Source organism: Pseudoalteromonas sp. 3D05, assembly GCF_002723455.1.
Lineage (GTDB): Bacteria > Pseudomonadota > Gammaproteobacteria > Enterobacterales > Alteromonadaceae > Pseudoalteromonas.
Genome location: NZ_PDUS01000011.1, coordinates 113882 through 136162 on the forward strand (window position 1 = coordinate 113882; position 22281 = coordinate 136162).

Sequence of the window (22281 nt, forward strand, 5' to 3'; positions counted from 1 at the left end):
AATAAGAAGAAACTTTAGATCCGTAAAATATGGGTGCTATGAAAATATGCGCTCTAGCCAACCTTTGTCCAAATCGTCTTCGCATTTTTTTAATTGTGCACCGTACCGACTTGCGCGGTTTTTTACTTTATTAGCAACGCTCATTAACCATTTTTTCTTTTTATAGGTTCCGCGCTTATAACCGCCCCACCCTTCGTGGTAATTTAGGTATTGCGCGTACGCATCCCATTTAGATACGCCATTGACTTTGTTGGTTTTATAAACAAACCACGCCATAAAATCAATGGCGTCATCAAAGTCATCTCTGTCGGCACCATTATTACCGGTTTCACGAATGTAATCTGACCACGTGGGGGTTTTTGCTTGTGAGTAACCGTAGGCTGAACTGGCTCGTCCTGTTGGAATTATCCATAAAAAATATTCCATCGGCGGCGCTGCGTCATGACGAAAAGAACTTTCTTGGTACATCATGCTCATTAGAACATGTTTAGGCGATCCCCACTTTTCTTGAGCATCTCTTGCATCATAATACCAATCGTTTTTTTCTTCAAAAATTTTACATATATCATTAGGTTGCTTAGGGGGCGCTGTTGCGCAACCAGTTAAAATAGCTCCCAGCGATAAGATTATTAAACTTTTTTTCATTTTTTTGCGTTCTCGCTGAACTTTTTATAAAAGTGTGAGTCAGATTATTTGAATGCGCAGTTTAGCATTGTTTCATCCCTGAAGAATCTTTATGCAGCCCACATTGGGCTGCTTTTTTTTGCTTATTGATTACCTTTAAAATACTCAGATAAATAGCCTTTAAAAGAAATGCTATCTGCAGCTGTAATCGCTTGTTCATCAACAATCGATTGTTCAGCTTGCTGTTGCAAGTAAGTATCTGAAAACACATGATATGGAGTCACTTGGTGGCTTTGTTTATACTTCTGTGCAAGTGCCAGTGCAAAGTGACCATTATCAACATCTTGTTCTTTGAGCTGAGCAACATATTGACCTGAATACGTCAGCGAGGCGTCGTTTAACCATGTTTTCAATCGTGCAATGGTTTGCACATAATGACTCGTACCGTAAGCTGTATCCATATAATCTGCTACATCAGCTAACTGAGCGAATATCTCTTCACCCCATTGCACTAAGTTCGTTGGATTGCCAGACTTATTCAATAACAGTGACGCATCTCGGCCATTATTCACGACAGAGTCTAGATTTTCAGTACTGCGTGTTTGCGAATCCCAATCCATCTCAGGGGAATCTTTTAATAAACAGTACGTTAAAAACACGTCTAGGAAGTGTATTTGCTCTAAAGAAATACCCGTTTCACTGAATGGATTAACATCCAAAGCGCGTATTTCAATATATTCTATACCACCGCGTAAAAGCGCATCAGTCGGAGTTTCACCACTTTGCGCATTTCGCTTAGGGCGAATCGGCGAGTAAAACTCATTTTCAATTTGCAGGATATTTTTATTTAACTGCTTTGGTTCATCGCTTTTATAGTCAGCAATATCAGCGTAAATATCTGAAGGTGAGTGAATGGCTCGCTTTAGGCCTGCAACATATTCATCTAATGAGTTATACATAACTTTTAGTGATGACTGCGCGCTATTAGTGTAACCCAAATCACCTAAACGCAACGCAGTGCCAGTCTCTAAGAACAACGTACCCTTACCCAGCTTTTTAAACGGAAGATCTGTTTTACGACCTTGCAAAAAAGAGCTGCATAAAGCAGGTGATGCCCCGAACAAATAACTAATTAACCACAATTCGCGCTTAAAGTTTCGAATAAGCCCCAAATAACCTGCAGAAATAAATGTATCTAAAGGCCCTGTGTCTCCTTTTAAAGCTTGGAGTGATTGCCACAGGCTTTTAGGAAATGAGATATTAAAATGAACACCAGCAATCGCCTGCATCATACTGCCGTAACGATTTTTTAAACCTTCACGGTATAGAGTTTTCATGCGACCAACATTAGACTCACCGAATTGAGCAAGTACAATATCATCTTGATGATCGATAAAGCACGGCATACTGATTGGCCACAATAATTCATCATCCATTTTTGATAATGTAAATTTTTGCAAGTCTTGTAGTTGTTTAAGAGTTTCTTCCGCTGACTCACTAACAGGCGTAATAAATTCTAAAAGAGATTCTGAAAAGTCAGTAGTGATATGGCCATTTGTTAGCGCACAGCCCACTCCTTTTGGGTGCCCTAATTGAGAGATAACGCCATTAGGCTTAATTCTAAGCGCTTCTCTTTCAATACCACGTTGAATACCTTTTATGGCGTGTTTATTTTTTTCTGAAGATAACGCTGTTAACGTTGTAGTTAGTTCATGTGTAGTCAAAAAATACTTCCTCGAGCCACGTGGCATAATCCTAAGTCTATGGGGGCGAAATGATAATACTCAAGGCAAAACAATCAGGATCACCGTAATATCTATTACTTACTGTTCATGAAAGAATACGACATTCAACGCGTGACCAATGCCCATACACTTTTTCACTATTATTAATCTTGCCATTGAAAAGGGGATTATACAATTGCTTTGATAGCACCACTGTCGTGCCAATATATAACCCCGCCCATAAATGCATAATAATAGACCTAGTAAACTCATAAAATCATTCGCCTAGAATGTAATTAATCATAAACTAAAACTAATAGTAGACTTTAAGCTTGCCCCACCCCCAAAACCTAGTATTTTAGGTGTGTAATAATCATTTAAGCTCTATAATAGCCTTAATAAATGAGTATTTAAGGATATCCCATGCGTCGTGGCCAACAATTAATCGATGAAGAAGTTTCATTTTCGCAAGACGAAGCCCTCGTTTCAACAACCGACCTACGAGGCATCATAACTTATGCCAATGAATCATTTTGCAACATTGCCGGCTATTCACTAGAAGAGTTAATGGGAAAAAACCACAACATCGTTCGCCACCCAGACATGCCTAAAGCAGCATTTAAAGAAATGTGGGAAAAATTAAAAGCGGGTCACTCATGGCGTGGAATGGTAAAGAATCGTTGTAAAGATGGCCGTTACTATTGGGTAGATGCATTCGTAACCCCTATTTTTGAAAATAACCAACTCGTTGGTTATCAATCAGTAAGAAGTAAACCCACAACGCAATTAAAGGAACGTGCAGCTGCGCTTTACAAGAAAATTAACGCTGGTAAATCAGTTACTTCATACCGAGAGCTTGTTACTCTAAGGCAGTCTTTATCTGCAATAGTGACACTTATTGGTCTAGTATTATTAGCCATATATTCTTCTATGACTATCGCATTAATTACCACCGTATTTTGTTTGGTGGTTATGGCACTAAATTATGATGAGCTTTTTGTCACCCCAGCTTTATTAAAGCAACAAAAAGCAACGTTTGATTCTGTCTCTCGGTATATCTATGTTGGCGCTTATCCATTTAGTATTAGTCACTATAATAATGAAATGCTGAACGCAAAGCTAAGTACAGTTTTGGGCCGTATAAAAGATGCAACTGCGACATTTAATTCCATTGCTTCAAACTTAGACAATCAGTCATCTCTTACTGAGCAAGGTATTTCTGCCCAAGGCGAACGCCTTAGTCAAATTGCCACTGCTATGTCACAAATGAGCGCCACTATTGGTGAGATTTCTAGTAGCACACATGATACTGCAGAAAAAGTAAATGTGACTTACCAAAGTTGCTCAGATATCAAGCTTCATATAGCAGACAATAGCACTATGGTGTCTAGCCTTGCTGTTCAAGTAGAGGAAGCGGCCAGTACTGCCAACGCATTAGCCACTGAAGCCGATAAAATTGGTCAAGTAATGACTGAAATTGAGGGCATAGCTGAGCAAACTAATTTACTTGCATTAAATGCTGCAATTGAGGCTGCTCGAGCAGGTGAACATGGCCGTGGTTTTGCGGTAGTAGCCGATGAAGTTCGTGCTTTATCATCTCGTACTCAAAAAGCCACATCACAGATTCATAATTCTATAAAAGAAATACAAGACACCTTATTTAGCTGGTCGTCTGTTATGAAAAACACCAAAACCCAAGCTGATCAATGCGTAGATACAACAGGTCACACCCAAGTGGAGCTCGACAGTATTTTTGCACAGATTAGCGAGATTTCTCAATTAGCAACGCAAATATCCACTGCAGCAGAAGAGCAGCAGGTGGTCAGTGGTGATATAAGCAACAATATTGAGCAAATTAAAGGCTTTAGTGATGAGAACTTAAATATGAGTTATAAAGTAGCTCAAGATGCAGCTCACCTTGTTGAGGGTTCAGCAAAAGTCAGAGATATATTACAAACTTTTAAGGTATAAATAGTCACTGAGAAAAAAGGCCAGCTAATTGCTGGCCTTTTATGTACCCAAAGCCCCAATACTAACGTGCCGTAAAGATAAGCCCGTTTTCATCGGCATCTATTACTATCATACTGCCACTCTGATATTCTCCTGCTAAAAGCTTCTGCGCTAGTGGGTTTTCGATAGTATGTTGAATAGCACGCTTGAGCGGTCGAGCACCATAAACAGGATCAAACCCACTTGCAGCAATACGCTCCAATGCGCCTTCACTTATTTCAAGTAAGTAACCCATCTGCGTTAAGCGCTCGCGTAATTTAGTTAATTGGATATCAGCAATCTCTTTAATATGCTCATTCGCCAGCGAATGAAACACAACTGTTTCATCAATTCGGTTTATAAACTCTGGCCTAAATTGACTGACTAACACACCCATCACTTTTTCTTTAAGTGTGTCGTAATCGTTATTACTCGCTTGCTCTTGAATGATATCTGAGCCTAGGTTTGAGGTCATGATGATCACAGTGTTTTTAAAATCAACTGTGCGCCCCTGCCCGTCAGTTAAGCGGCCATCATCTAAAACTTGCAGCAAAATATTAAACACATCTGGGTGTGCTTTCTCAACTTCGTCGAGTAAAATTACAGAGTATGGGCGACGCCTAACAGCTTCTGTTAAATAGCCACCTTCTTCATAACCAACATAACCTGGAGGCGCACCAACAAGGCGTGCCACAGAGTGTTTTTCCATAAACTCTGACATATCGATACGCACCATCGCGCTTTCTGTATCAAACATGTAAGTTGCAAGCGCTTTGGTCAACTCAGTTTTACCTACCCCTGTTGGGCCTAAGAACAAAAATGAGCCAATAGGACGATTAGGATCCGCAAGCCCTGCACGTGAACGTCGAATTGCATTTGATACAGCAACAACTGCTTCATCCTGACCGATTACTTTTGCATGAAGTTGCTCTTCCATTTGTAATAACTTTTCACGCTCACCTTGAAGCATCTTAGATACTGGAATACCCGTCCAACGCGATAATATTTCAGCAATTTCGTCTTCACCTACTTGGTTTTTTAGCAAGCTCATATCTTGCATTTCAGCTTGCGACGCTAAATCAAGTTTACGCTCAAGATCAGGGATTCGACCGTATTGCAGCTCAGACATACGTTGAAGATCCGTTGCACGTCTTGCGACCTCTAAATCTAAACGTGCCTGCTCTAGCTCCGCTTTAATTACTTGCGTGCCTTGTAACGAAGCTTTTTCTGCGTTCCACACTTCGTCGAGTTCACGATATTGTGATTCTAAATCACTGATCAACTCTTGCATCTCTGAGCGACGCTTTTGGCTGGCCTCGTCTTTTTCTTTTGCAAGCGCGTTATCTTCAAGCTTTAATTGAATAACGCGGCGCTCTAGTTTATCCAAGGACTCTGGCTTTGAGTCAATTTGCAGACGAATTGACGAACCGGCCTCATCGATAAGGTCAATGGCTTTATCTGGTAGCTGCCTATCACTTATATATCGGTGCGATAAATGCGCTGCTGCCACAATTGCAGGATCGGTTATGTCAACGCTGTGATGTAATTCATAGCGCTCTTTTAAGCCACGTAAAATAGCGATAGTGTCTTCAACGGATGGCTCTTCAACCAAGACTTTTTGAAAGCGTCGCTCAAGTGCTGCATCTTTTTCAATGTATTGGCGATATTCGTCAAGCGTTGTTGCCCCCACACAGTGAAGCTCACCACGCGCTAGCGCAGGCTTTAACATATTGCCTGCATCCATGGCCCCATCGGTTTTACCCGCGCCAACCATAGTATGGATTTCATCAATAAACAGAATAACTTGGCCTTCTTCTTTAGCCAGTTCATTCAGTACAGACTTTAAACGTTCTTCAAATTCACCACGGTATTTAGCACCGGCTACCAACGCACCTAAATCAAGAGACAACACTCGCTTATTTTTAAGCCCTTCTGGTACTTCACCATTAATAATACGTTGTGCTAAGCCTTCGGCAATCGCCGTTTTACCAACACCCGGTTCACCAATTAATACGGGGTTATTTTTAGTTCGACGTTGCAGTACTTGAATAGTACGGCGAATCTCATCATCACGGCCAATAACAGGATCAAGCTTACCTTGCTCAGCACGCTCAGTTAGATCAATAGTAAATTTCTTAAGTGCTTGTCGTGTTTCTTCTGCGTTTGGATCATCGACTTTTTGACCGCCACGAATCGCTTCAATCGCTGATTCTATCTTGGGTGCGGTGACGTTTAACGCCCGAAGCACGTCCCCCAAAGGGCCTTTATCAGCACACGCAGCAAGCACAAATAATTCACTCGAAATAAATTTGTCTTTACGCTTTTGTGCATATTTATCGCATAAATTGATCAGTGAAACCATGTTGTTTGATAATTGAACATCACCGCCAACACCTTCCACTTTGAATAACTTTTCAATCTCTTTGGATAGTTTAGTATTTAGCTCATCAGCACTGACGCCGGCTTGTGCAAACAACGCTCGAACACTTGAGCCACTTTGTTGTAATAATGAATACATCAAATGTACGGGCTCAATAAATTGGTGATCACGACCAAGCGCTAATGATTGGGCATCAGAAAGCGCAGATTGAAATTTACTGGTAAATCTATCTAAACGCATGAGGGTTACCTATTAAAAAATTAATTAGTTAATTAATGGGTATGTTTGATGATTTGTTCAAGGTGTGAGAAGAAATATAATCCGCGTAGAACACAATTACTTGCGCCAGATCAAAGATGCCATTCGCCCTGTTTTACCGTCTCGTCGGTATGAAAAAAACATTTCTGGCTGACTCACTGTACAGTGCTCACCCCCACTAATCGTTTTAACTCCAGTTTGCCGTAATTGGAGCTGTGCAATGGCATATATATCGAGAAGGTATTTGTTTATTTTTAATGGTGAAAAAGCTTGTTCATACTCAACTGATTGCTCAATAAAGCTAGCTTTCACCTCAGCACCCACTTCAAACTGCTGTGCGCCAATTGCAGGCCCTAGCCACGCAATAATATCTGAGGCTGGGAATGAAAAATTAGACACCGTGTTCGTAATAATACCCGCATTTAATCCCCGCCACCCGCCATGTATTGCAGCAATCTCACTGCCACATTGGGTACTAAGTAAAATAGGTAAGCAATCAGCTGTCATGATAGCAAGAGGTTGATTCTGTTCGCGCGTAAAAAGCGCATCCCCCGTTAAAATGGTTTTATAATCAAAGTGCTCATCTACAATGACCACATCACTGCTATGTACTTGATTTAACCAGATAGGGCTTGCAGGTAAGTAATCTGTCGTTAGTATTTGTCGATTTTGTTGTACATGTTGCTGATTATCACCTACATGAAGCCCCAAGTTTAAACTTGCGAAAGGGGCATCAGAAAAACCACCCTCTCGCGTTGTGCTCAGTGCACCAATGTTATTTGGCGCATGCCATGTAGGTGTCAAATGCATCACTAAATATCGATATTAGGATTAGCTTTTGTGTCTTCACGCAAAGCATGCGTCATAGCGACCATGTCATCAGGGATTGGCGCTTGCCACGTCATCATTTCACCCGTAATTGGGTGCGCAATACTAAGTTTTACAGCGTGTAGCGCTTGACGATTAAATGCTCTGAGCATTTCAAATAACTCAGGTGTTGCACCTTTAGGTGGGCGAGGACGTCCGCCATATGAGCGATCACCAATAAGTGGATGATTAATAAACGCCATATGCACACGAATTTGGTGTGTACGCCCTGTTTCTAAGCGTAAACGTAAACGGGTATGCGCACGAAATTTTTCAGCTACACGGTAATGCGTGATAGCAGGCTTACCTTGCTCATGCACGGCCATGTGCGTGCGTTGAGTTGGGTGACGACCAATTGGCTTTTCAACCATACCACCAGCAGTCATAGTCCCATTACAGATTGCTTCATATTCACGTGTAAAGTTTTCACGCTTTTGCAATGCCGTCACTAAGTGTGTTTGAGCTGGAATTGTTTTAGCCACCACCATCAAGCCTGTCGTGTCTTTATCTAGACGATGCACAATACCTGCACGTGGGACATTGATGATTTCTGGGAAATGATGCAATAGCGCATTTAACACCGTGCCATCTGGATTACCTGCCCCAGGATGTACGACTAAGCCCATTGGTTTGTTGATGACCAAAATATCATCATCTTCATAAACAATGTTTAATTTTATATCTTGCGCTTCATATTCTCTTGGCGCTTCAATGCTGGTTTCAACGTTTACCATCTCGCCACCAAGCAGTTTCTCTCTTGGTGTGTTGAATATTTCACCATCTACGGTGATTTTATCATCCAAAATCCACGTTTTTATGCGTGAACGTGAATAATCAGGGAACAATTGCGCCAATATTTGGTCTAGACGTTTACCGCCTAACTCAGTTGGCACCTCGGCTTGAAGTGAAATTTGTTCTGACATTAGTAACTTTACCCAATTTACCAGTGCAAGCTGTGCTCGACTGGGTTAGAATCGCTTTTAGTAAAAGCATTTATATAATAAGTATAGTTTACTCGGTTTTACCCACTTGGCCTAGCCGAAGACATCGAAGGTAACAAATAAAATGATAAATAGAATAGGTAAACGTGCATTCGCCATCGTTTTTACAGTTTCATTACTTGGTTTAGGGGCATGTTCATCAGCTCCGGATCAAGAAGATATACAACGCGTTCCTAATAAGTCTGCACAAGCGCTTTATGAAGATGCTAAACAAACGCTGGATTCTGGTTTATATGCACGAGCAATTGAGTTACTAAGCGCCATTGATTCTCGCTACCCATTTGGCCCAATGTCAAAGCAAGTACAAATGGATTTAGTGTTTGCTCATTATCAAGCAGGTAATACTGAGCAAGCACTTGCAACAATTGATCGTTTTATTCGATTAAATCCAAACCATAAAGACTTGGATTACATGTACTACATGCGCGGTCTGGTGAATATCAAAGCGGACGAAAATGCATTCCAAGAATATTTTGGTGTTGACAGAGCTGACCGCGATGCCAAGCGTACACGAGTAGCATTTACTGATTTATCAACATTAGTAAATCGCTTTCCTGACAGCAGCTACGCGCCTGAGGCAAAAAGACGTTTAGTTTGGTTATTAAATAAAATGGCCCGTTATGAACTAAAAGTGGCTGACTATTACTATGAGCGTGAAGCATACCTGGCTGCTGCAAATAGAGGTAAATACGTTGTTGAACATTATTCTCAAAGTAGTTATTTGAACCAAGCACTCGAGATGATGGAAAAAAGCTATGAAAAACTTGGCTTACCCGAGCTTAGTAAGCACGCTAAACTAACGCGTGAATTAAACCAGAAGAAATAATACTCTTCTTACACGACGCCTCTAAAAGGGGCGTTGTTTAATCCAATGTTAAGCTTGTGCTTGCTTTTCTCTTTCTACTAATTCCTCACATACCTTCGTATTACGTCTTCGTTTGTGCCTGACGTATCAACAAAATACCCTCACTGCCAAAAGTGACTACCCCACATGATAGACTCTAATGTATTGATATTAATACACAAATATATTTATCCGTCTTCAGCCGAAGACTTTTAGCGATAAAAAGGCGAATTTACGCGTCAATAGCTGGTCTATTGAAAGCAAGTTCAACGCCGTTAGCGTTGAAAATAGCCGCTGGAGATAGATGTATTATCCAGAGTTCAGATTATTTAACTAAAGTAGATGCTCTAGGTGCTGAAAACAAAAAAAGGTTGCCAATGTGGCAACCTTTTTAAACTTTTAACCGATATACCTACGCTTTACGCCACGTAGTTTTACCAGCAGAATCTTCAAGCACAACACCGAGTGCATTGAGTGCATCGCGAGCTTCATCCGCAGCAGCCCAATCTTTATTGGTACGAGCATCGTTGCGCTTAACAATTAACGCCTCTATTTGGGCAACTTCTTCATCAGCTTGGCCACCTTGTAAAAATGTTTCTGGGGCTTGCTGAGCTACGCCAAGCACTTCTCCAAGACAACGTAAAACATAAGCAATTTTACCTGCTTGATCAGCATCTGAGCTTTTAACCCGATTAAGCTCTTTTGCTAGCTCAAATAAAACAGGTAGTGCTTCAGGCGTGTTAAAGTCATCGTTCATTGCTTTTCTGAACTTAGCGACATACTCGTTACTTTCAAGCTCACATACGATAGGCTCAACTCCACGCAGTGCTGTGTAAATACGTTCAAGCGAAGAACGTGCTTGATCTAAATTCTCTTGCGAGTAATTTAGTTGGCTACGGTAATGACCTGAGATCAAAAAGTAACGTACCGATTCAGCATCGTACTCTTTAAGTACATCACGTACGGTGAAAAAGTTATCTAATGATTTAGACATCTTTTCTTTGTTTACCTGCACCATACCAGTGTGGATCCACGTATTTACGTATTTACCATTATTGGCACAGCATGATTGCGCGATTTCGTTTTCATGATGCGGAAACTGCAAGTCTGACCCGCCACCGTGAATATCAAAATGCTCGCCTAAATGCTTAGAGCTCATTGCCGAACATTCGATGTGCCAACCAGGGCGACCCTCGCCCCAAGGTGACGACCACGAAGGCTCACCTGCTTTGGCTTTTTTCCACAATACAAAGTCAAGTGGATCGTCTTTATCTTGTGCAACTTCAACGCGTGAACCAGCCTGTAGCATTGTTAAATCTTGTTGCGAAAGCGCACCGTATTGCTCAAACGTCGATACGTCAAACAATACATCGCCATCCGCAGCAACATAAGCATGGCCTTTTGCAATTAAACGCTCAACCATTTCGATGATCTCGTCCATGTGGCCTGTTACCGTTGGTTCGATATCAGGACGCAACATATTTAAACTATCAAAGTCTTCATGCATGGCAACTGTCATACGAGTGGTTAAGTCATTAATAGCTTCACCGTTTTCATTAGCACGCTTAATAATTTTATCATCTACATCGGTAATATTACGCACATATTTTAAATCATAACCAATGTGGCGAAGGTAGCGCACGATAACGTCAAAACCGACAAATGTACGAGCATGGCCAATGTGACAGTAATCATAAATGGTGATACCACACACATACATGTCGATTTTTCCTTCGACCATAGGTTTAAACTGCTCTTTTTGACGCGTGAGTGTGTTGTATATATTTACCATTTATTTTAAGTCCTTGACTGTTTACTTGATTGGCTATGTTACCACTTGAAAAGCCCCTGCTCTAGCGCTTTATCAAATCAATAAGCACTTTGTTAATCTTAGCTAACTAAGATAAAATAGTGCTAAATAAATCAGCTAATAGGAAACCTCATGGTTGTTCTACACACAAATTTTGGTGATATCACCATAAACATGCACAAAGAAGATGCTCCGAATACTGTTAAGAACTTTTTGCAGTACGCGAATGCAGGCTTTTACGACGGCACAATCTTTCACCGTGTAATTGATGGTTTCATGGTTCAAGGTGGTGGTTTTGAGCCAGGTATGACACAAAAAGAAGTACATGACCCTATTCAAAACGAAGCAAACAATGGCCTTTCAAATAAAAAAGGCACATTGGCTATGGCACGTACGCCGGATCCACATTCAGCGACAGCTCAGTTTTTCATTAACGTGAACGACAATGATTTTTTAAACTTTAGCAGCGAAACTTCACAAGGTTGGGGTTACTGCGTGTTTGCTGAAGTTGTTGAAGGCATGGATGTAGTTGAGAAAATCAAGTCAGTTGCAACTGGCAGCTCTGGTTTCCACCAAGATGTACCACTTGATGATGTTATTATCAAAAGCGTAACTGTAGACTAAGTTAAGTTTACACCCAAACCACCTAAAAGTGCATAACTCGCATCTTGAGGTGGTTTGGATATATTATAAAAGCGGGTGAAATCATCCGCTTTTTATTTATTAAGATCCAGCACTCGAGTCAAAATGCGCCAAACTTACTTTATAGCCGACCTACACTTATCTGAGAGCCGCCCAGATATCACCGCTGCTTTTTACCAGTTTTTAGATAGCCACATTGTTAATAAAGATGTCGATGCTTTGTATATTTTGGGTGATTTTTTTGAAGTGTGGGTAGGCGATGATTATGTCACGCAATTATCCACAGACGTCGCTGCAAGGCTCAAGCAGGTAAGCAATAACGGCACGTCAGTGTTTTTTATTCATGGGAATCGCGACTTTATCATGCGTGATGGCTACGCTAAAAAAGCCGGTATGACTATACTCGATGAACAAACGGTGATTGATTTATATGGCACACCTACTGTCATATTGCATGGCGATGAAATGTGTACTCAAGATATTGAATACCAAAAATTTCGTAAAAAAGGTCGAGGTTGGTGGTGGCCACGTTTAATGCTGGCACTACCCTTGTGGTATCGCCGAAGTGTGGCAAAAAAAGCACGCGAAAAATCAAAGCAAAACCAAGCCGGAAAATCATTAGACATCCTCGATGTGACCGAAGAAGCCGTGCTGAATGTTTTTGCAAAACATCAGGTGAATAATATGATCCACGGACATACTCACCGCCCCGATGTACATCACTATAAAGCACATGGTGAAGCCCTTACTCGCACAGTCCTGGGCGATTGGTACACGCAAGGGTCATATTTAGTTGTGACACCTGAGTCTCAAAAGCTCATGTCGACTCCTTTTTAAGTTGACAAGCAATTAGCTTCTTCCCAAATCTGGCATAGTAATCGTGAATTGGGTTTTATAGAAGTCCTCAGTCTGTGGGTCCGAATCTAATGTTATTTCACCGTGCAATACCTCAGTAACCCATTGATGTACCATATATAAACCTAAACCTGTGTTCCCATTCCCTCGAGCTGTTGTATAAAATGGTTCAAAGATATTACTTTTTACATCATCACTAATACCACACCCGCTATCAGAAACTGTAAGCCTTATAGCTTCACCATTATATTGCTCGACTTTAATGTTTATTGCGCCCGATTGAAATTCGTCGAATGCATGATTCATCGCATTCATAACTAAATTTTCAATAACTTGCGAAATAATACCTGGGCGGCTGGCAATATGTTTATCTGTTAAAAGTTGGGTACTAATTTTCACAGAAGAAGTTTTTAACCGTGAGTTTAATGAAAGAAGCAATTCTTTTATTAGTTTATCAAAATCACACAACTCAACTTCATCACTGTGACGTTCTATAGCCATTTTTTTAAAACTTTTAACAAGAACAGCTGTTTTTTCTAAGTTCGTTTTAGCGAGTACTAAATTCTCATTAAAGCTAAACATTGTTTCGTCTAGCATTGACTTGGTTAACCCTTTTTCTACTGCTTTGCTTAACTTTTTTAATGCTAAATCTGCGTTAGATATTGAAATTAATGCACCACCAATAGGCGTATTCATTTCATGTGCAACACCTGCAACAAGAAGACCTAATGAAGAAAGTTTACGTGCCTCAATTAAACTTGCTTGCAATGCTAATTGCCGTTTAAGTGTCTTATCTAACTGACGATTCACAATTGCGAGTTCGACTTTGTCAACATACAGTTTATTCGACAGAGTTAATAATTTATTTTGGTATTTATGATCACGATAAATCAAACCAAAACTAACCAAACTTAACAATAAACCAACTATAGCCGTTAATTGAACTGCAAAGCGCTTCTCATTATTAATTAAACCATTTGGACTGCTCAATAGAATGATTATTTCTTTATTCGCATCACTGATATTGTTTTTACTTTCTGGTATTGAATGCATCGAAAAACGGCGATACGTAAACATATTATTATCGATTAAGATGGAATTTATGCCTGTTTGACCCTGTGTCATCGTACTCCAAAGTTCAGGAGACCGAATGGCTAACGTATTGTTTGGTTTGTTATACATAAACCCCCACTCTAACGCAGGATCTTTATTTAAAAGCCAAAAACCATCTTGATTTAAAATACTTACTTGAGCCATTTTTTTGTTAAACGTTTGTATTTCTCTAAACAAGTAATCGAGGTTAAAATTCACGACTATCAGGCCATCAATAAGGTACTCGTTCCTATTTGTTCTGTATGTTACGCGAATTGTGGGCTCATGCGGCTTAACTATTTTTCCTCGTTCAATATTTAAGTCAACCTGTGAAGTGAATGTGTTTGGTGCTTCAACTTGCATGCCTTGGATAAAATAATACCTATTTTTTTTATTCTGCAAGAAGCGCTGTTTAACAATTGTGTTTTTATTCTGACTGATATCAACCCTAAAGCGCTCTTGGCCTTGCGAGTCAATCCACCTTACTTGAGAAATATTTTTTGTAGCTGCTGCAAAGTTTAAAAAATACTCATTGATGCGAGGCCTTTTCTCATAAATTGTTGATAACGCCTCAGATCCATTTTTTTTTAAAACTGAACCCTGCCCGAGTATTTTTGTCAATTTTTCAATGCTGCTTATTTCTCTCGTAAGGCTATTACTTATAAATGTGAGCTTTTCATCTTGTATCGCATTAAGTTCATTTATTTCACTTTGATAAACCTGCGAATAAATCAACCACATAATTAATAGGTTAATAAACGCGCTAAACAAAGACTTTAATATTAAACCTTTATTTGACGCTGTAAGTGTAGGATCAGTGTTATTCATGTTTGTCGGTATAACGATTTAACCAAATCAGTAAATCATCCATAAATTGGGGTTTTGAAAAATAATAACCTTGCGCTGTTTCGCATCCTTGTTCGAGCAACCAGCTAGCCTCGAATTCATTTTCAACTCCCTCCGCAATAACAAGAAAATTATATTGCTCCGCTAAAGAGAGGATCATTTTAATCATATACTGGTTATTTTTGTTAGACTCGAGGTTAGTAACAAAGTACTGATCAATTTTTATTGATGTAGAAGGTATTTCGTTTATATGTGCCAACGATGAATACCCAGTCCCAAAATCATCAATACTAACTTTCAAGCCTAAGGCTTTAAATCGCTCTAACGTTTCTTTTATCAAACCATAGTTACTTATCGCCTGCGTCTCTGTAACTTCGATTTCGAGCTGTGAAGGAGAAATTCCATGCGCGTCAATTTTTGACTTTACCTGATTAAAATAATCTGGGTTAACTAAATCGTACGAAGAGGCATTAAACGCTACAGGTAAATTAAAGCCGTGACTATTTAACACTTTGATACTTTGTAGTACTTTTTCAAAAATGACATTGTCGAGCTCATTAATCAAACCAGCGGTCTCGGCAAGCTCTATAAATTCATCTGGGCGCACAAACGAGCCGTCAGCCAATCGCCACCTTGCTAAAGCTTCAAAACCAACCGGTGTTAACGATGATAAACTCATTTTTGGCTGCAATGCCACTTCTAAACTTTTAGTGCCAATAGCCGTTCTGAGTTGCGCCATTAACTGATAACGCCTCGCTATTGCTTGTGTTTTTTCTTTGGTGTGTTTGATGTAGTGAACTTGATTTGACTTTATAGTTAAACTTGACTCAGCCAAATTAATAATTTTATCTGGTGATAATCCAATCACTGAACTCAGCTCAAGCTCCAAAGTACTAACATCTATAAATTGCTTTACGTTTTCAATTTCATATTGTTGTTTGCTTTGAAACAGTTTTACACCTTCAGCGATATCAAAATCATCGCTAACTAACAGGCCAAATGCTCTGTTACTAATAAGCGCAATACGAGGCATTTCTTGCGCGAAAACTGATGTAATACTGTCGTGCACTAATTTAATAAGTTTATTACAAAACTCATGACCAAATGTGAATGACTTTTCATCAAACTGATAAATATCAAAAAGCAATAATCGGGTTTTCAAGCGCTCGCGCGAGTTCATGTTTTTTATTTCTCGCATTAACCAATTTCGATTTTTTAAGTTAAGTGTGACATCGGTATAGGCAAGCTCAGTTAGACGGTTCAACAATGATATATTTGAAAAGCCAGTATTAACATTTTCACTAAACACTTTTAGTAAATACTCATGTTGTTCATTGATGGGGTTGTTTGATTTTACTATTGTGATGTAATCAACTTCCCCCTCTGCTGGGGCACCAAAGAAAAACACACTGTGATGTTTGGCAAAAACATGTTGGCGACGCTCAATTGCAGATTGAAAGTCTTGGTAAATCTCTTCAGATAAAGTATTTTCATGAAGCGTCCCCTTAGCCCCTCTGAAACAACCTTGAGTAGAAAGTATTGTTGCTTTGCAATCAATAGAAGAATTGCTAGAACAAAATATGCCGCCTCCTTGCGTAATATTTAAAATATTACTAATTTCTTCAAGTACAGCATATGAAAATGAAGCCATATCATGCTTACTATTAATACTACGGGACGCATCTAATACTAGCTGCAAGCCTTGTTTGGCTGATTTTATCTGAGAAATATACTCCCAAGTACGCATATTACTGTTTACGATTGATTGTAATTTTTCAACAGAAATGTCTGATTTATTCCAATACTCATCTATGTCGAGCACTTTCATTACTTCAGCCTCGGGAGCAAAACCAGGTTGTCCTGTCAACAGGACAATTCTCATTTCAGCATTACCAATGATTTCTCTTATTGTATTGACCAAGCGTAAACCAGAATCATCATCTTCCATCACTACATCAATAAAAATTAAAGCAATATCGGGGTGCATACTTAACGCAAGGGCAGCTTGTGACACGGAGTTTGCCGTCAGTAATTCAAACTTATAGCCGTCCTTAACATTTAGAACTTTTAAGCTGTTAATTAACGCATTTTGATAATCTAAATCATCTTCAACGCTTAAAATTTTCCATATCTTTAAGTCTTTATCTACTGCTTTTTCTTCTTCAGCAAATAAAAACAATCCATCTTTATCGCTCATACTTTTCACCAAAATTAAACAGAGGAGTAAACCTTATAAATCCAAGCCACCTCAAAATACAGAACTCAGCGTTGCACAGGGAATTAAAATCAAAGCGTTACTTTTCAACAATGGCCATCCCTTTTTAGAAGGAACAGCGATGGGAGTAAGTACCTTTGAAACGCCCTGCGAGTTGGTTTAAAAGCGATGTATACTGCGTTATTGATTTTAACAAGGTAACAACCATTATTTACAATCAATACCTTGGCTACATCGATTTTTAATTCCAATGGCCCTCGCATCTTGAGGAGGCTTTGGTATTAATAAATCTCAATAATTGAATTAAATACCCAATTAGAGAACACCCTGAATTAACACTAGAAGAGAGATGGTAAAGAGTCCAATTTGTTTCAGAAATAAAATGGATATTGGCAATAAATGTGTTTTATTTTGGTAAGTTATATAGCAATTGTTAACGCCAAAGAGCCGCTATATGTGGCGCTCAAACACCGAGCCCAAGAAAAAATAAAAAATTTAAAAAAAATCAAAAAAATGTATTAAATAATCATGGATTGAAAGGAAGAAGAAATATTTATAAAACTTAAAAGATAAGTGCCCTAATACACAAAACAAGGAGATATCGAGTGTATTAGGAAGCCGCTCATGTCTTATTGATTAATTTAATGCTTGGTGTTTAGTGTATTTTTAGGTGGGTAATCCACTATGAAACTTAAAGTCCTCATCAGGGCTAGAGATAAGCTCAGCTTCTAGATTACCAAAAAATTCAACCCGTTCCGTAATATCAAACTGTGCAATTTCTTGCGCTAAGGCTAAGTAATCTTGATAATGACGCGCCTCAGAACGCAGGAGCGAAATATAAAAATCACCTAGGCGTTTATCAACATGTGGTGCAAGTTTTGCAAACCGTTCGCATGAGCGGGCCTCAATATATGCACCTACTATCAGTTTATCCACTAACGCGTCTGGTTCAAAGGTTTTAACGTGGCGTAACATACCTTTGGCGTAACGGCACGGCGTAATACTTTTATATTCAACGCCATACTCATCCATAATTTCAAGTACCTGATAAAAATGATGTAGCTCTTCTTTTATCAGCATCACCATTTTGTCAATTAAGTCTTGCCCATAAGGTGAGTTAGATTTAGGAATAATAGACTTCGTTAGTTTATTTTTAGATGCTAAATCACGCCAATTTCCTTCACGCTTGTAAATAAGCGTTTCAAACGGTTTAAGCCATTCAAGCAGAGCGTCACCACTTTCCTTGTCTACTGCGTATTTTCTTATTAAAAACATTGCGCTTTGCGCGGCTTTTAACTCACAAATTAAGTGATCGATTAGGATTATAGGTAGGTTTTCTTTTTTAGTTGCTTTATCGATCCAACCATTTGGCGTTTCACAGTTTAAAAAGTCGTTGATTGGTTGCAAAAGTTCGCTATGTGGCACAGTTGGAATTGCTCATAAAATAGAATAATAGAAACCGTATATTACCATGGAACACCGACAAAGATAAATCAGCCCAACCTCTACTAATGTCTAATACACCTTAGCAAATGGCACTTTCTTGACAAGGTCGAATTACTGAACCATAACTTAATATAAGCTGTATAAAAATAAAACAGTAAATTTATCCTTTTAAGGGGCACGCAATGATTTTAAACCATTTATGGGGCATTTATGCTCACCCACTTGAAGAGTGGCAAACGATAGACAACCGTCATGAAAGCCTAAGCTATAGCCTTTCTCACATCCTGCTTATTGCATTATTTCCATCTGCAATGGGGTATTACTCTTCAGTGTATCTAGGCTGGAGCATTGGCGCCGGAAACCCTGTTTTCCTCACGCATGACAGTGCACTTTTAATTGCGATCGCCATGTATGCCGCATTAATTATAGGTGTTTTTGCACTTGCCTATTTATCTCATTGGATGGCGGTTACGTTCGGGGCAAAGCCCACTTTCACTCAAACACTCGAGCTTGCAGCTTATACTTCAACGCCGGTGTTTATGTCTGCACTAGCAGCATTTATACCTGAGTTGTGGTTCGTAGTATGCGCAGGCATGGTCGCATTAGCATACTCTGTCTATTTGCTTTACACTGGCGTACCGATTTTAATGCATATTCCCGAAGAAAGGGGGTTCATCTACGCAAGTTCAGTTGTTACATGCGGCTTGATTCTATTGGTAATTATTTTAGCCGTCACAGCTATGTTGTGGACAAATGGCATTATTAACCCAGCATTTACATAAATGTTGTTCTTGAGCTGAGATAGTCAATTTTTGAAGTAGAAAACAGGCGTGAAGAAGTTATTAAATGTGTTTCGTTATTTTCCTTTCCTATGCAAAAAAGGAGCTAAATTAGCTCCTTTTTTTTTGCGCTTGCAAATTCAGTTAATCTGAACCGTTTTCTTCTTGGTTATGTAATTCTAACCCTGAAGACATTGCGCTTTCTCGCGTTGATTTAGCGGAGTCATTACGCAGTCTATCAATACGATTAAGGTAATCTTGATCGATACCGCCTGTAATGTATTGACCATCAAATACTGAAGTTTCAAACCGGCTAATTTCTGGATTTTCTTGGCGAACTGCGGCAATTAAGTCATCGAGTGATTGGAAGATTAAACCATCAGAGCCAATGCTAGCGTTAATGTCTTCTACTTCACGACCATGAGCAATAAGCTCAGCAGCAGATGGCATATCAATACCATACACGTTCGGGAAGCGAATTTCTGGTGCAGCTGAGGCAAAGTAAACATTCTTAGCGCCTGATTCACGGGCCATTTCAACGATTTGAGCTGAAGTAGTACCACGCACAATTGAGTCGTCAACTAATAGAACATTTTTACCTTTGAACTCACGATCAATAGCATTCAGCTTTTGGCGCACTGACTTTTTACGCATTTCTTGGCCTGGCATAATAAAAGTACGACCAATATAACGGTTTTTCACAAAGCCTTGACGGTAAGGTAATTCAAGTACGCGGGCTATCTCAAGCGCTACATCGCACGATGTTTCAGGGATAGGAATAACCACATCAATGTCTTTATCAGCCCAGTCACGGGCTATTTTTTCACCTAACTTGGTGCCCATGTTTACGCGTGTTGCATACACTGACATACGGTCTATATTTGAATCTGGACGAGCAAAGTAAACAAACTCAAAGATACACGGTGAATAAGAGGCTTTTTCAGCACAAGCTTGAGAATAAAACTCACCCGCTTCGGTTACGTAAATTGCTTCGCCTGGTGCTACATCGCGTACAAACTCAAAACCATCAGTTTTTAGTGCTACACTCTCTGAAGCGAACATGTACTCTGTACCGTTTGCAGTTTCTCGCTTACCAAATACGAGTGGACGAATGCCATTTGGGTCACGAAATGCAAGCACACCATGGCCAATTACCATTGCGATGGCTGCATAGCCACCTTGTACTTTGCTAATAACCTCAGTGACAGCAGTGAACACATCTTCAGCATCAAGCTTCAATTTGTCAGCTTTGCTTAACTCATGAGCCATGATGTTAAGTAAAATTTCAGAATCTGATGTCGTGTTAACGTGACGGCGTGCTTCAGAGAATAATTGCTCTTTAAGCTGCTCTGCATTGGTTAAGTTACCATTATGAGCTAAGGCAATACCAAACGGTGAGTTAACGTAAAAAGGTTGTGCTTCTGACGAGCTAGACGAGCCAGCTGTTGGGTAGCGTACATGGCCGATACCAATAGTCCCTTGTAAGCGCTTCATATGACGAGTGTGAAAAACATCTTTCACTAAGCCATTCGCTTTACGTAAACTAAACGTGTTGTTCTCTATGGTAATGATGCCCGCAGCATCTTGACCACGGTGTTGCAAAACAGTTAAGCCATCATATATCGCCTGATTTACAGGAGATGTTCCGACTATTCCAACGATACCGCACATGCAATTTTTCCTCGGTGATTAACGGTTGACCGAATTTAAAAAGCTTGAATTGTTTTCGAGGTACGAAAAGAACCACTCAACAACAAAGCCAAATTCTGGGATCAAAATAGAATTACCCCACCAATGCGTATTTGGCGCACCGGTAAAAGCATCAAGAAAGAAGAGTAACGCGCTCACGACCAACACGCCACGCAGTGCACCAAACACAATGCCAAAGACACGGTCGGTGCCAGATAAGCCTGTACGTTGTACAAGTTCACCTAAGAGGTAGTTTAACATTCCGCCTAACAATAGCGTCGCAAAGAATAATATGGCAATGGCCGCTGCATTTCTTAAAAGGGGTTCAGAAATACTGGTTAGGAAGGAGGCTAAATATTGGTAAAATAAACTAGAAATGATAAAAGCGCCGGCCCATACGGCTAAAGACATTGCTTCTTTAATAAAGCCACGAATTAAACCTATGATAGTAGACAGTGCAATAATGCCAAGAATGGCGTAATCAACCCAGATCATAATAACCAACTAGTCGTTAATTTGGGGCGCATTCTATAAGACAACCCGCCCAATTGCCAGATCATTTTGTTACTTCGAATTGCGTAACTTTGCCGTTTAACTTTGTAAGTTCTTTTAATTCAGGCAGTTTGCTTTGAAGTTGCGCTTTATCTAGCGATGGACCAACAAAAACTTTGGTTAAAGTACCGTTTGGAGTTTTAACTGGACGGGTAAAGGTTTTAAAACCATTTGCCTTAAGTTTAGCTTGAAGAGATTTAACATTCGCTGCATGAGAAAAGCTGCCTAGCTGGATAACATAGGCCATTTTGGTCAGGTTTTCTTCTGGCTGACGAACAGGCTCTGGGGCTTGCTCAATCTGTTTTTGAGTATTAATCGCCGGAGTTGAATGTGTGTTTACTTGCCCATTGCTATCCGTTGTTGCTGTAACGAACTCTGGTTCTGCGGTTATAACTTCAGGCGCCTTGTCTGCTTTATTGTCACTGAGTAATGCATCATCATTTGAAATATCTTCAACGACTTGCATTTTTGGTTGCTCAGCATTGGCAAACGAGTCATCTATTGTTTCTTGCAAATCAATGGTTTTGAACTCAGGACGTTCAGGTATGGCCTTAAACCCTTCTTGGTAATGCACCTTCTCACCATCCAATATATTTGGAATAAATATGATAGCTGCAATCACTACAATGCTGGTGCCGACTAAACGATTTATGAAGCCTGAGTTCACT

Annotated in this window: 17 protein-coding genes and 1 pseudogene; 5 read left to right on the forward strand and 13 right to left on the reverse strand. The window is 39.8% G+C overall.

Annotation, left to right across the window (positions count from 1 at the left end; translation table 11 throughout):
• Window positions 1-36: 36 nt before the first annotated feature.
• Together CSC79_RS12615 and gshA are read right to left on the reverse strand one after the other, a co-directional pair.
• Entirely contained in the window at window positions 37-645 is a 609-nt protein-coding gene (locus tag CSC79_RS12615; protein WP_099296116.1) for a transglycosylase SLT domain-containing protein, read from the reverse strand.
• A gap of 122 nt (window positions 646-767) precedes the next feature.
• Window positions 768-2348 carry a glutamate--cysteine ligase gene (gene gshA / locus CSC79_RS12620; RefSeq protein WP_099296117.1) on the reverse strand — a complete coding sequence of 527 codons (1581 nt, stop codon included), beginning with the start codon at window positions 2346-2348 and terminating at the stop codon, window positions 768-770.
• 423 nt (window positions 2349-2771) lie between these two features.
• On the opposite strand from gshA, the gene CSC79_RS12625 reads away from it, so the two are divergent.
• Entirely contained in the window at window positions 2772-4319 is a 1548-nt protein-coding gene (locus CSC79_RS12625) for a PAS domain-containing methyl-accepting chemotaxis protein (protein ID WP_099296118.1), read from the forward strand.
• Between the two features lie 61 nt (window positions 4320-4380).
• On the opposite strand, the gene clpB is transcribed toward CSC79_RS12625, so the two are convergent.
• From clpB to rluD, 3 genes are all read right to left on the reverse strand, one after another.
• Window positions 4381-6957: an ATP-dependent chaperone ClpB gene (gene clpB, locus CSC79_RS12630; RefSeq protein ID WP_099296119.1), complete on the reverse strand. Its 2577-nt coding sequence runs from the start codon at window positions 6955-6957 to the stop codon at window positions 4381-4383.
• 96 nt (window positions 6958-7053) lie between these two features.
• On the reverse strand, window positions 7054-7785 hold the full coding sequence (gene pgeF, locus CSC79_RS12635) for a peptidoglycan editing factor PgeF (protein ID WP_180270434.1): 732 nt from the start codon (window positions 7783-7785) through the stop codon (window positions 7054-7056).
• Between the two features lie 2 nt (window positions 7786-7787).
• On the reverse strand, window positions 7788-8765 hold the full coding sequence (gene rluD, locus CSC79_RS12640) for a 23S rRNA pseudouridine(1911/1915/1917) synthase RluD (protein ID WP_099296121.1): 978 nt from the start codon (window positions 8763-8765) through the stop codon (window positions 7788-7790).
• A 142-nt stretch (window positions 8766-8907) separates the two neighbouring features.
• Between rluD and CSC79_RS12645 the strand changes: the two genes are divergently transcribed.
• Window positions 8908-9669 (forward strand): outer membrane protein assembly factor BamD, encoded by a 762-nt coding sequence (locus CSC79_RS12645; RefSeq protein WP_099296122.1) that lies wholly within the window; start codon window positions 8908-8910, stop codon window positions 9667-9669.
• A 77-nt stretch (window positions 9670-9746) separates the two neighbouring features.
• On the opposite strand, the pseudogene CSC79_RS20255 reads toward CSC79_RS12645, so the two are convergent.
• Window positions 9747-9858, reverse strand: a pseudogene (locus CSC79_RS20255) (transposase); the annotation flags it as partial.
• Between the two features lie 241 nt (window positions 9859-10099).
• Window positions 10100-11479 carry a cysteine--tRNA ligase gene (gene cysS, locus CSC79_RS12650; protein WP_099296123.1) on the reverse strand — a complete coding sequence of 460 codons (1380 nt, stop codon included), beginning with the start codon at window positions 11477-11479 and terminating at the stop codon, window positions 10100-10102.
• Window positions 11480-11629: 150 nt separating this feature from the next.
• Here cysS and ppiB point away from each other — a divergent pair, with 150 nt between their 5' ends.
• Both ppiB and CSC79_RS12660 read left to right on the forward strand, forming a co-directional pair.
• Window positions 11630-12121, forward strand: coding sequence for a peptidylprolyl isomerase B (gene ppiB, locus CSC79_RS12655; RefSeq protein WP_099296124.1), 492 nt, complete (start codon window positions 11630-11632; stop codon window positions 12119-12121).
• Between the two features lie 123 nt (window positions 12122-12244).
• Entirely contained in the window at window positions 12245-12976 is a 732-nt protein-coding gene (locus CSC79_RS12660) for a UDP-2,3-diacylglucosamine diphosphatase (protein ID WP_099296125.1), read from the forward strand.
• A 12-nt stretch (window positions 12977-12988) separates the two neighbouring features.
• On the opposite strand, the gene CSC79_RS12665 is transcribed toward CSC79_RS12660, so the two are convergent.
• The 3 genes from CSC79_RS12665 to miaE form a co-directional block, all read right to left on the reverse strand.
• Window positions 12989-14914, reverse strand: coding sequence for a HAMP domain-containing sensor histidine kinase (locus tag CSC79_RS12665; RefSeq protein ID WP_099296126.1), 1926 nt, complete (start codon window positions 14912-14914; stop codon window positions 12989-12991).
• Window positions 14907-17129 carry an EAL domain-containing protein gene (locus CSC79_RS12670; protein WP_099296127.1) on the reverse strand — a complete coding sequence of 741 codons (2223 nt, stop codon included), beginning with the start codon at window positions 17127-17129 and terminating at the stop codon, window positions 14907-14909. Before CSC79_RS12670 ends, CSC79_RS12665 begins: the two co-directional genes overlap by 8 nt.
• Before the next feature lie 684 nt (window positions 17130-17813).
• Window positions 17814-18572 carry a tRNA isopentenyl-2-thiomethyl-A-37 hydroxylase MiaE gene (miaE, locus tag CSC79_RS12675; RefSeq protein WP_099296128.1) on the reverse strand — a complete coding sequence of 253 codons (759 nt, stop codon included), beginning with the start codon at window positions 18570-18572 and terminating at the stop codon, window positions 17814-17816.
• A 203-nt stretch (window positions 18573-18775) separates the two neighbouring features.
• Between miaE and CSC79_RS12680 the strand changes: the two genes are divergently transcribed.
• Window positions 18776-19375, forward strand: a complete 600-nt coding sequence (locus tag CSC79_RS12680; protein ID WP_099296129.1) for a Yip1 family protein — start codon at window positions 18776-18778, stop codon at window positions 19373-19375.
• Window positions 19376-19516: 141 nt separating this feature from the next.
• Here the strand turns inward: CSC79_RS12680 and purF are convergent, their stop codons facing one another.
• The 3 genes from purF to CSC79_RS12695 form a co-directional block, all read right to left on the reverse strand.
• Window positions 19517-21043 (reverse strand): amidophosphoribosyltransferase, encoded by a 1527-nt coding sequence (gene purF / locus CSC79_RS12685; protein ID WP_099296130.1) that lies wholly within the window; start codon window positions 21041-21043, stop codon window positions 19517-19519.
• 18 nt (window positions 21044-21061) lie between these two features.
• Window positions 21062-21556: a CvpA family protein gene (locus CSC79_RS12690; protein ID WP_058561253.1), complete on the reverse strand. Its 495-nt coding sequence runs from the start codon at window positions 21554-21556 to the stop codon at window positions 21062-21064.
• Between the two features lie 61 nt (window positions 21557-21617).
• A complete protein-coding gene (locus tag CSC79_RS12695) occupies window positions 21618-22280 on the reverse strand; it encodes an SPOR domain-containing protein (protein WP_099296131.1) in 663 nt (220 codons plus the stop codon).
• Window position 22281: the final 1 nt, after the last annotated feature.

What these genes read in the sequence shown, in the direction of transcription:
- CSC79_RS12665 (WP_099296126.1), bottom strand. Translation starts at nt 14,914, where the DNA reads ATGAATAACACTGATCCTACACTTACAGCGTCAAATAAAGGTTTAATA.
- purF (WP_099296130.1), bottom strand. Translation starts at nt 21,043, where the DNA reads ATGTGCGGTATCGTTGGAATAGTCGGAACATCTCCTGTAAATCAGGCG.
- cysS (WP_099296123.1), bottom strand. Translation starts at nt 11,479, where the DNA reads ATGGTAAATATATACAACACACTCACGCGTCAAAAAGAGCAGTTTAAA.
- CSC79_RS12680 (WP_099296129.1), top strand. Translation starts at nt 18,776, where the DNA reads ATGATTTTAAACCATTTATGGGGCATTTATGCTCACCCACTTGAAGAG.
- CSC79_RS12670 (WP_099296127.1), bottom strand. Translation starts at nt 17,129, where the DNA reads ATGAGCGATAAAGATGGATTGTTTTTATTTGCTGAAGAAGAAAAAGCA.
- CSC79_RS12645 (WP_099296122.1), top strand. Translation starts at nt 8,908, where the DNA reads ATGATAAATAGAATAGGTAAACGTGCATTCGCCATCGTTTTTACAGTT.
- CSC79_RS12615 (WP_099296116.1), bottom strand. Translation starts at nt 645, where the DNA reads ATGAAAAAAAGTTTAATAATCTTATCGCTGGGAGCTATTTTAACTGGT.
- ppiB (WP_099296124.1), top strand. Translation starts at nt 11,630, where the DNA reads ATGGTTGTTCTACACACAAATTTTGGTGATATCACCATAAACATGCAC.
- clpB (WP_099296119.1), bottom strand. Translation starts at nt 6,957, where the DNA reads ATGCGTTTAGATAGATTTACCAGTAAATTTCAATCTGCGCTTTCTGAT.
- CSC79_RS12625 (WP_099296118.1), top strand. Translation starts at nt 2,772, where the DNA reads ATGCGTCGTGGCCAACAATTAATCGATGAAGAAGTTTCATTTTCGCAA.
- pgeF (WP_180270434.1), bottom strand. Translation starts at nt 7,785, where the DNA reads ATGCATTTGACACCTACATGGCATGCGCCAAATAACATTGGTGCACTG.
- CSC79_RS12660 (WP_099296125.1), top strand. Translation starts at nt 12,245, where the DNA reads ATGCGCCAAACTTACTTTATAGCCGACCTACACTTATCTGAGAGCCGC.
- CSC79_RS12690 (WP_058561253.1), bottom strand. Translation starts at nt 21,556, where the DNA reads ATGATCTGGGTTGATTACGCCATTCTTGGCATTATTGCACTGTCTACT.
- rluD (WP_099296121.1), bottom strand. Translation starts at nt 8,765, where the DNA reads ATGTCAGAACAAATTTCACTTCAAGCCGAGGTGCCAACTGAGTTAGGC.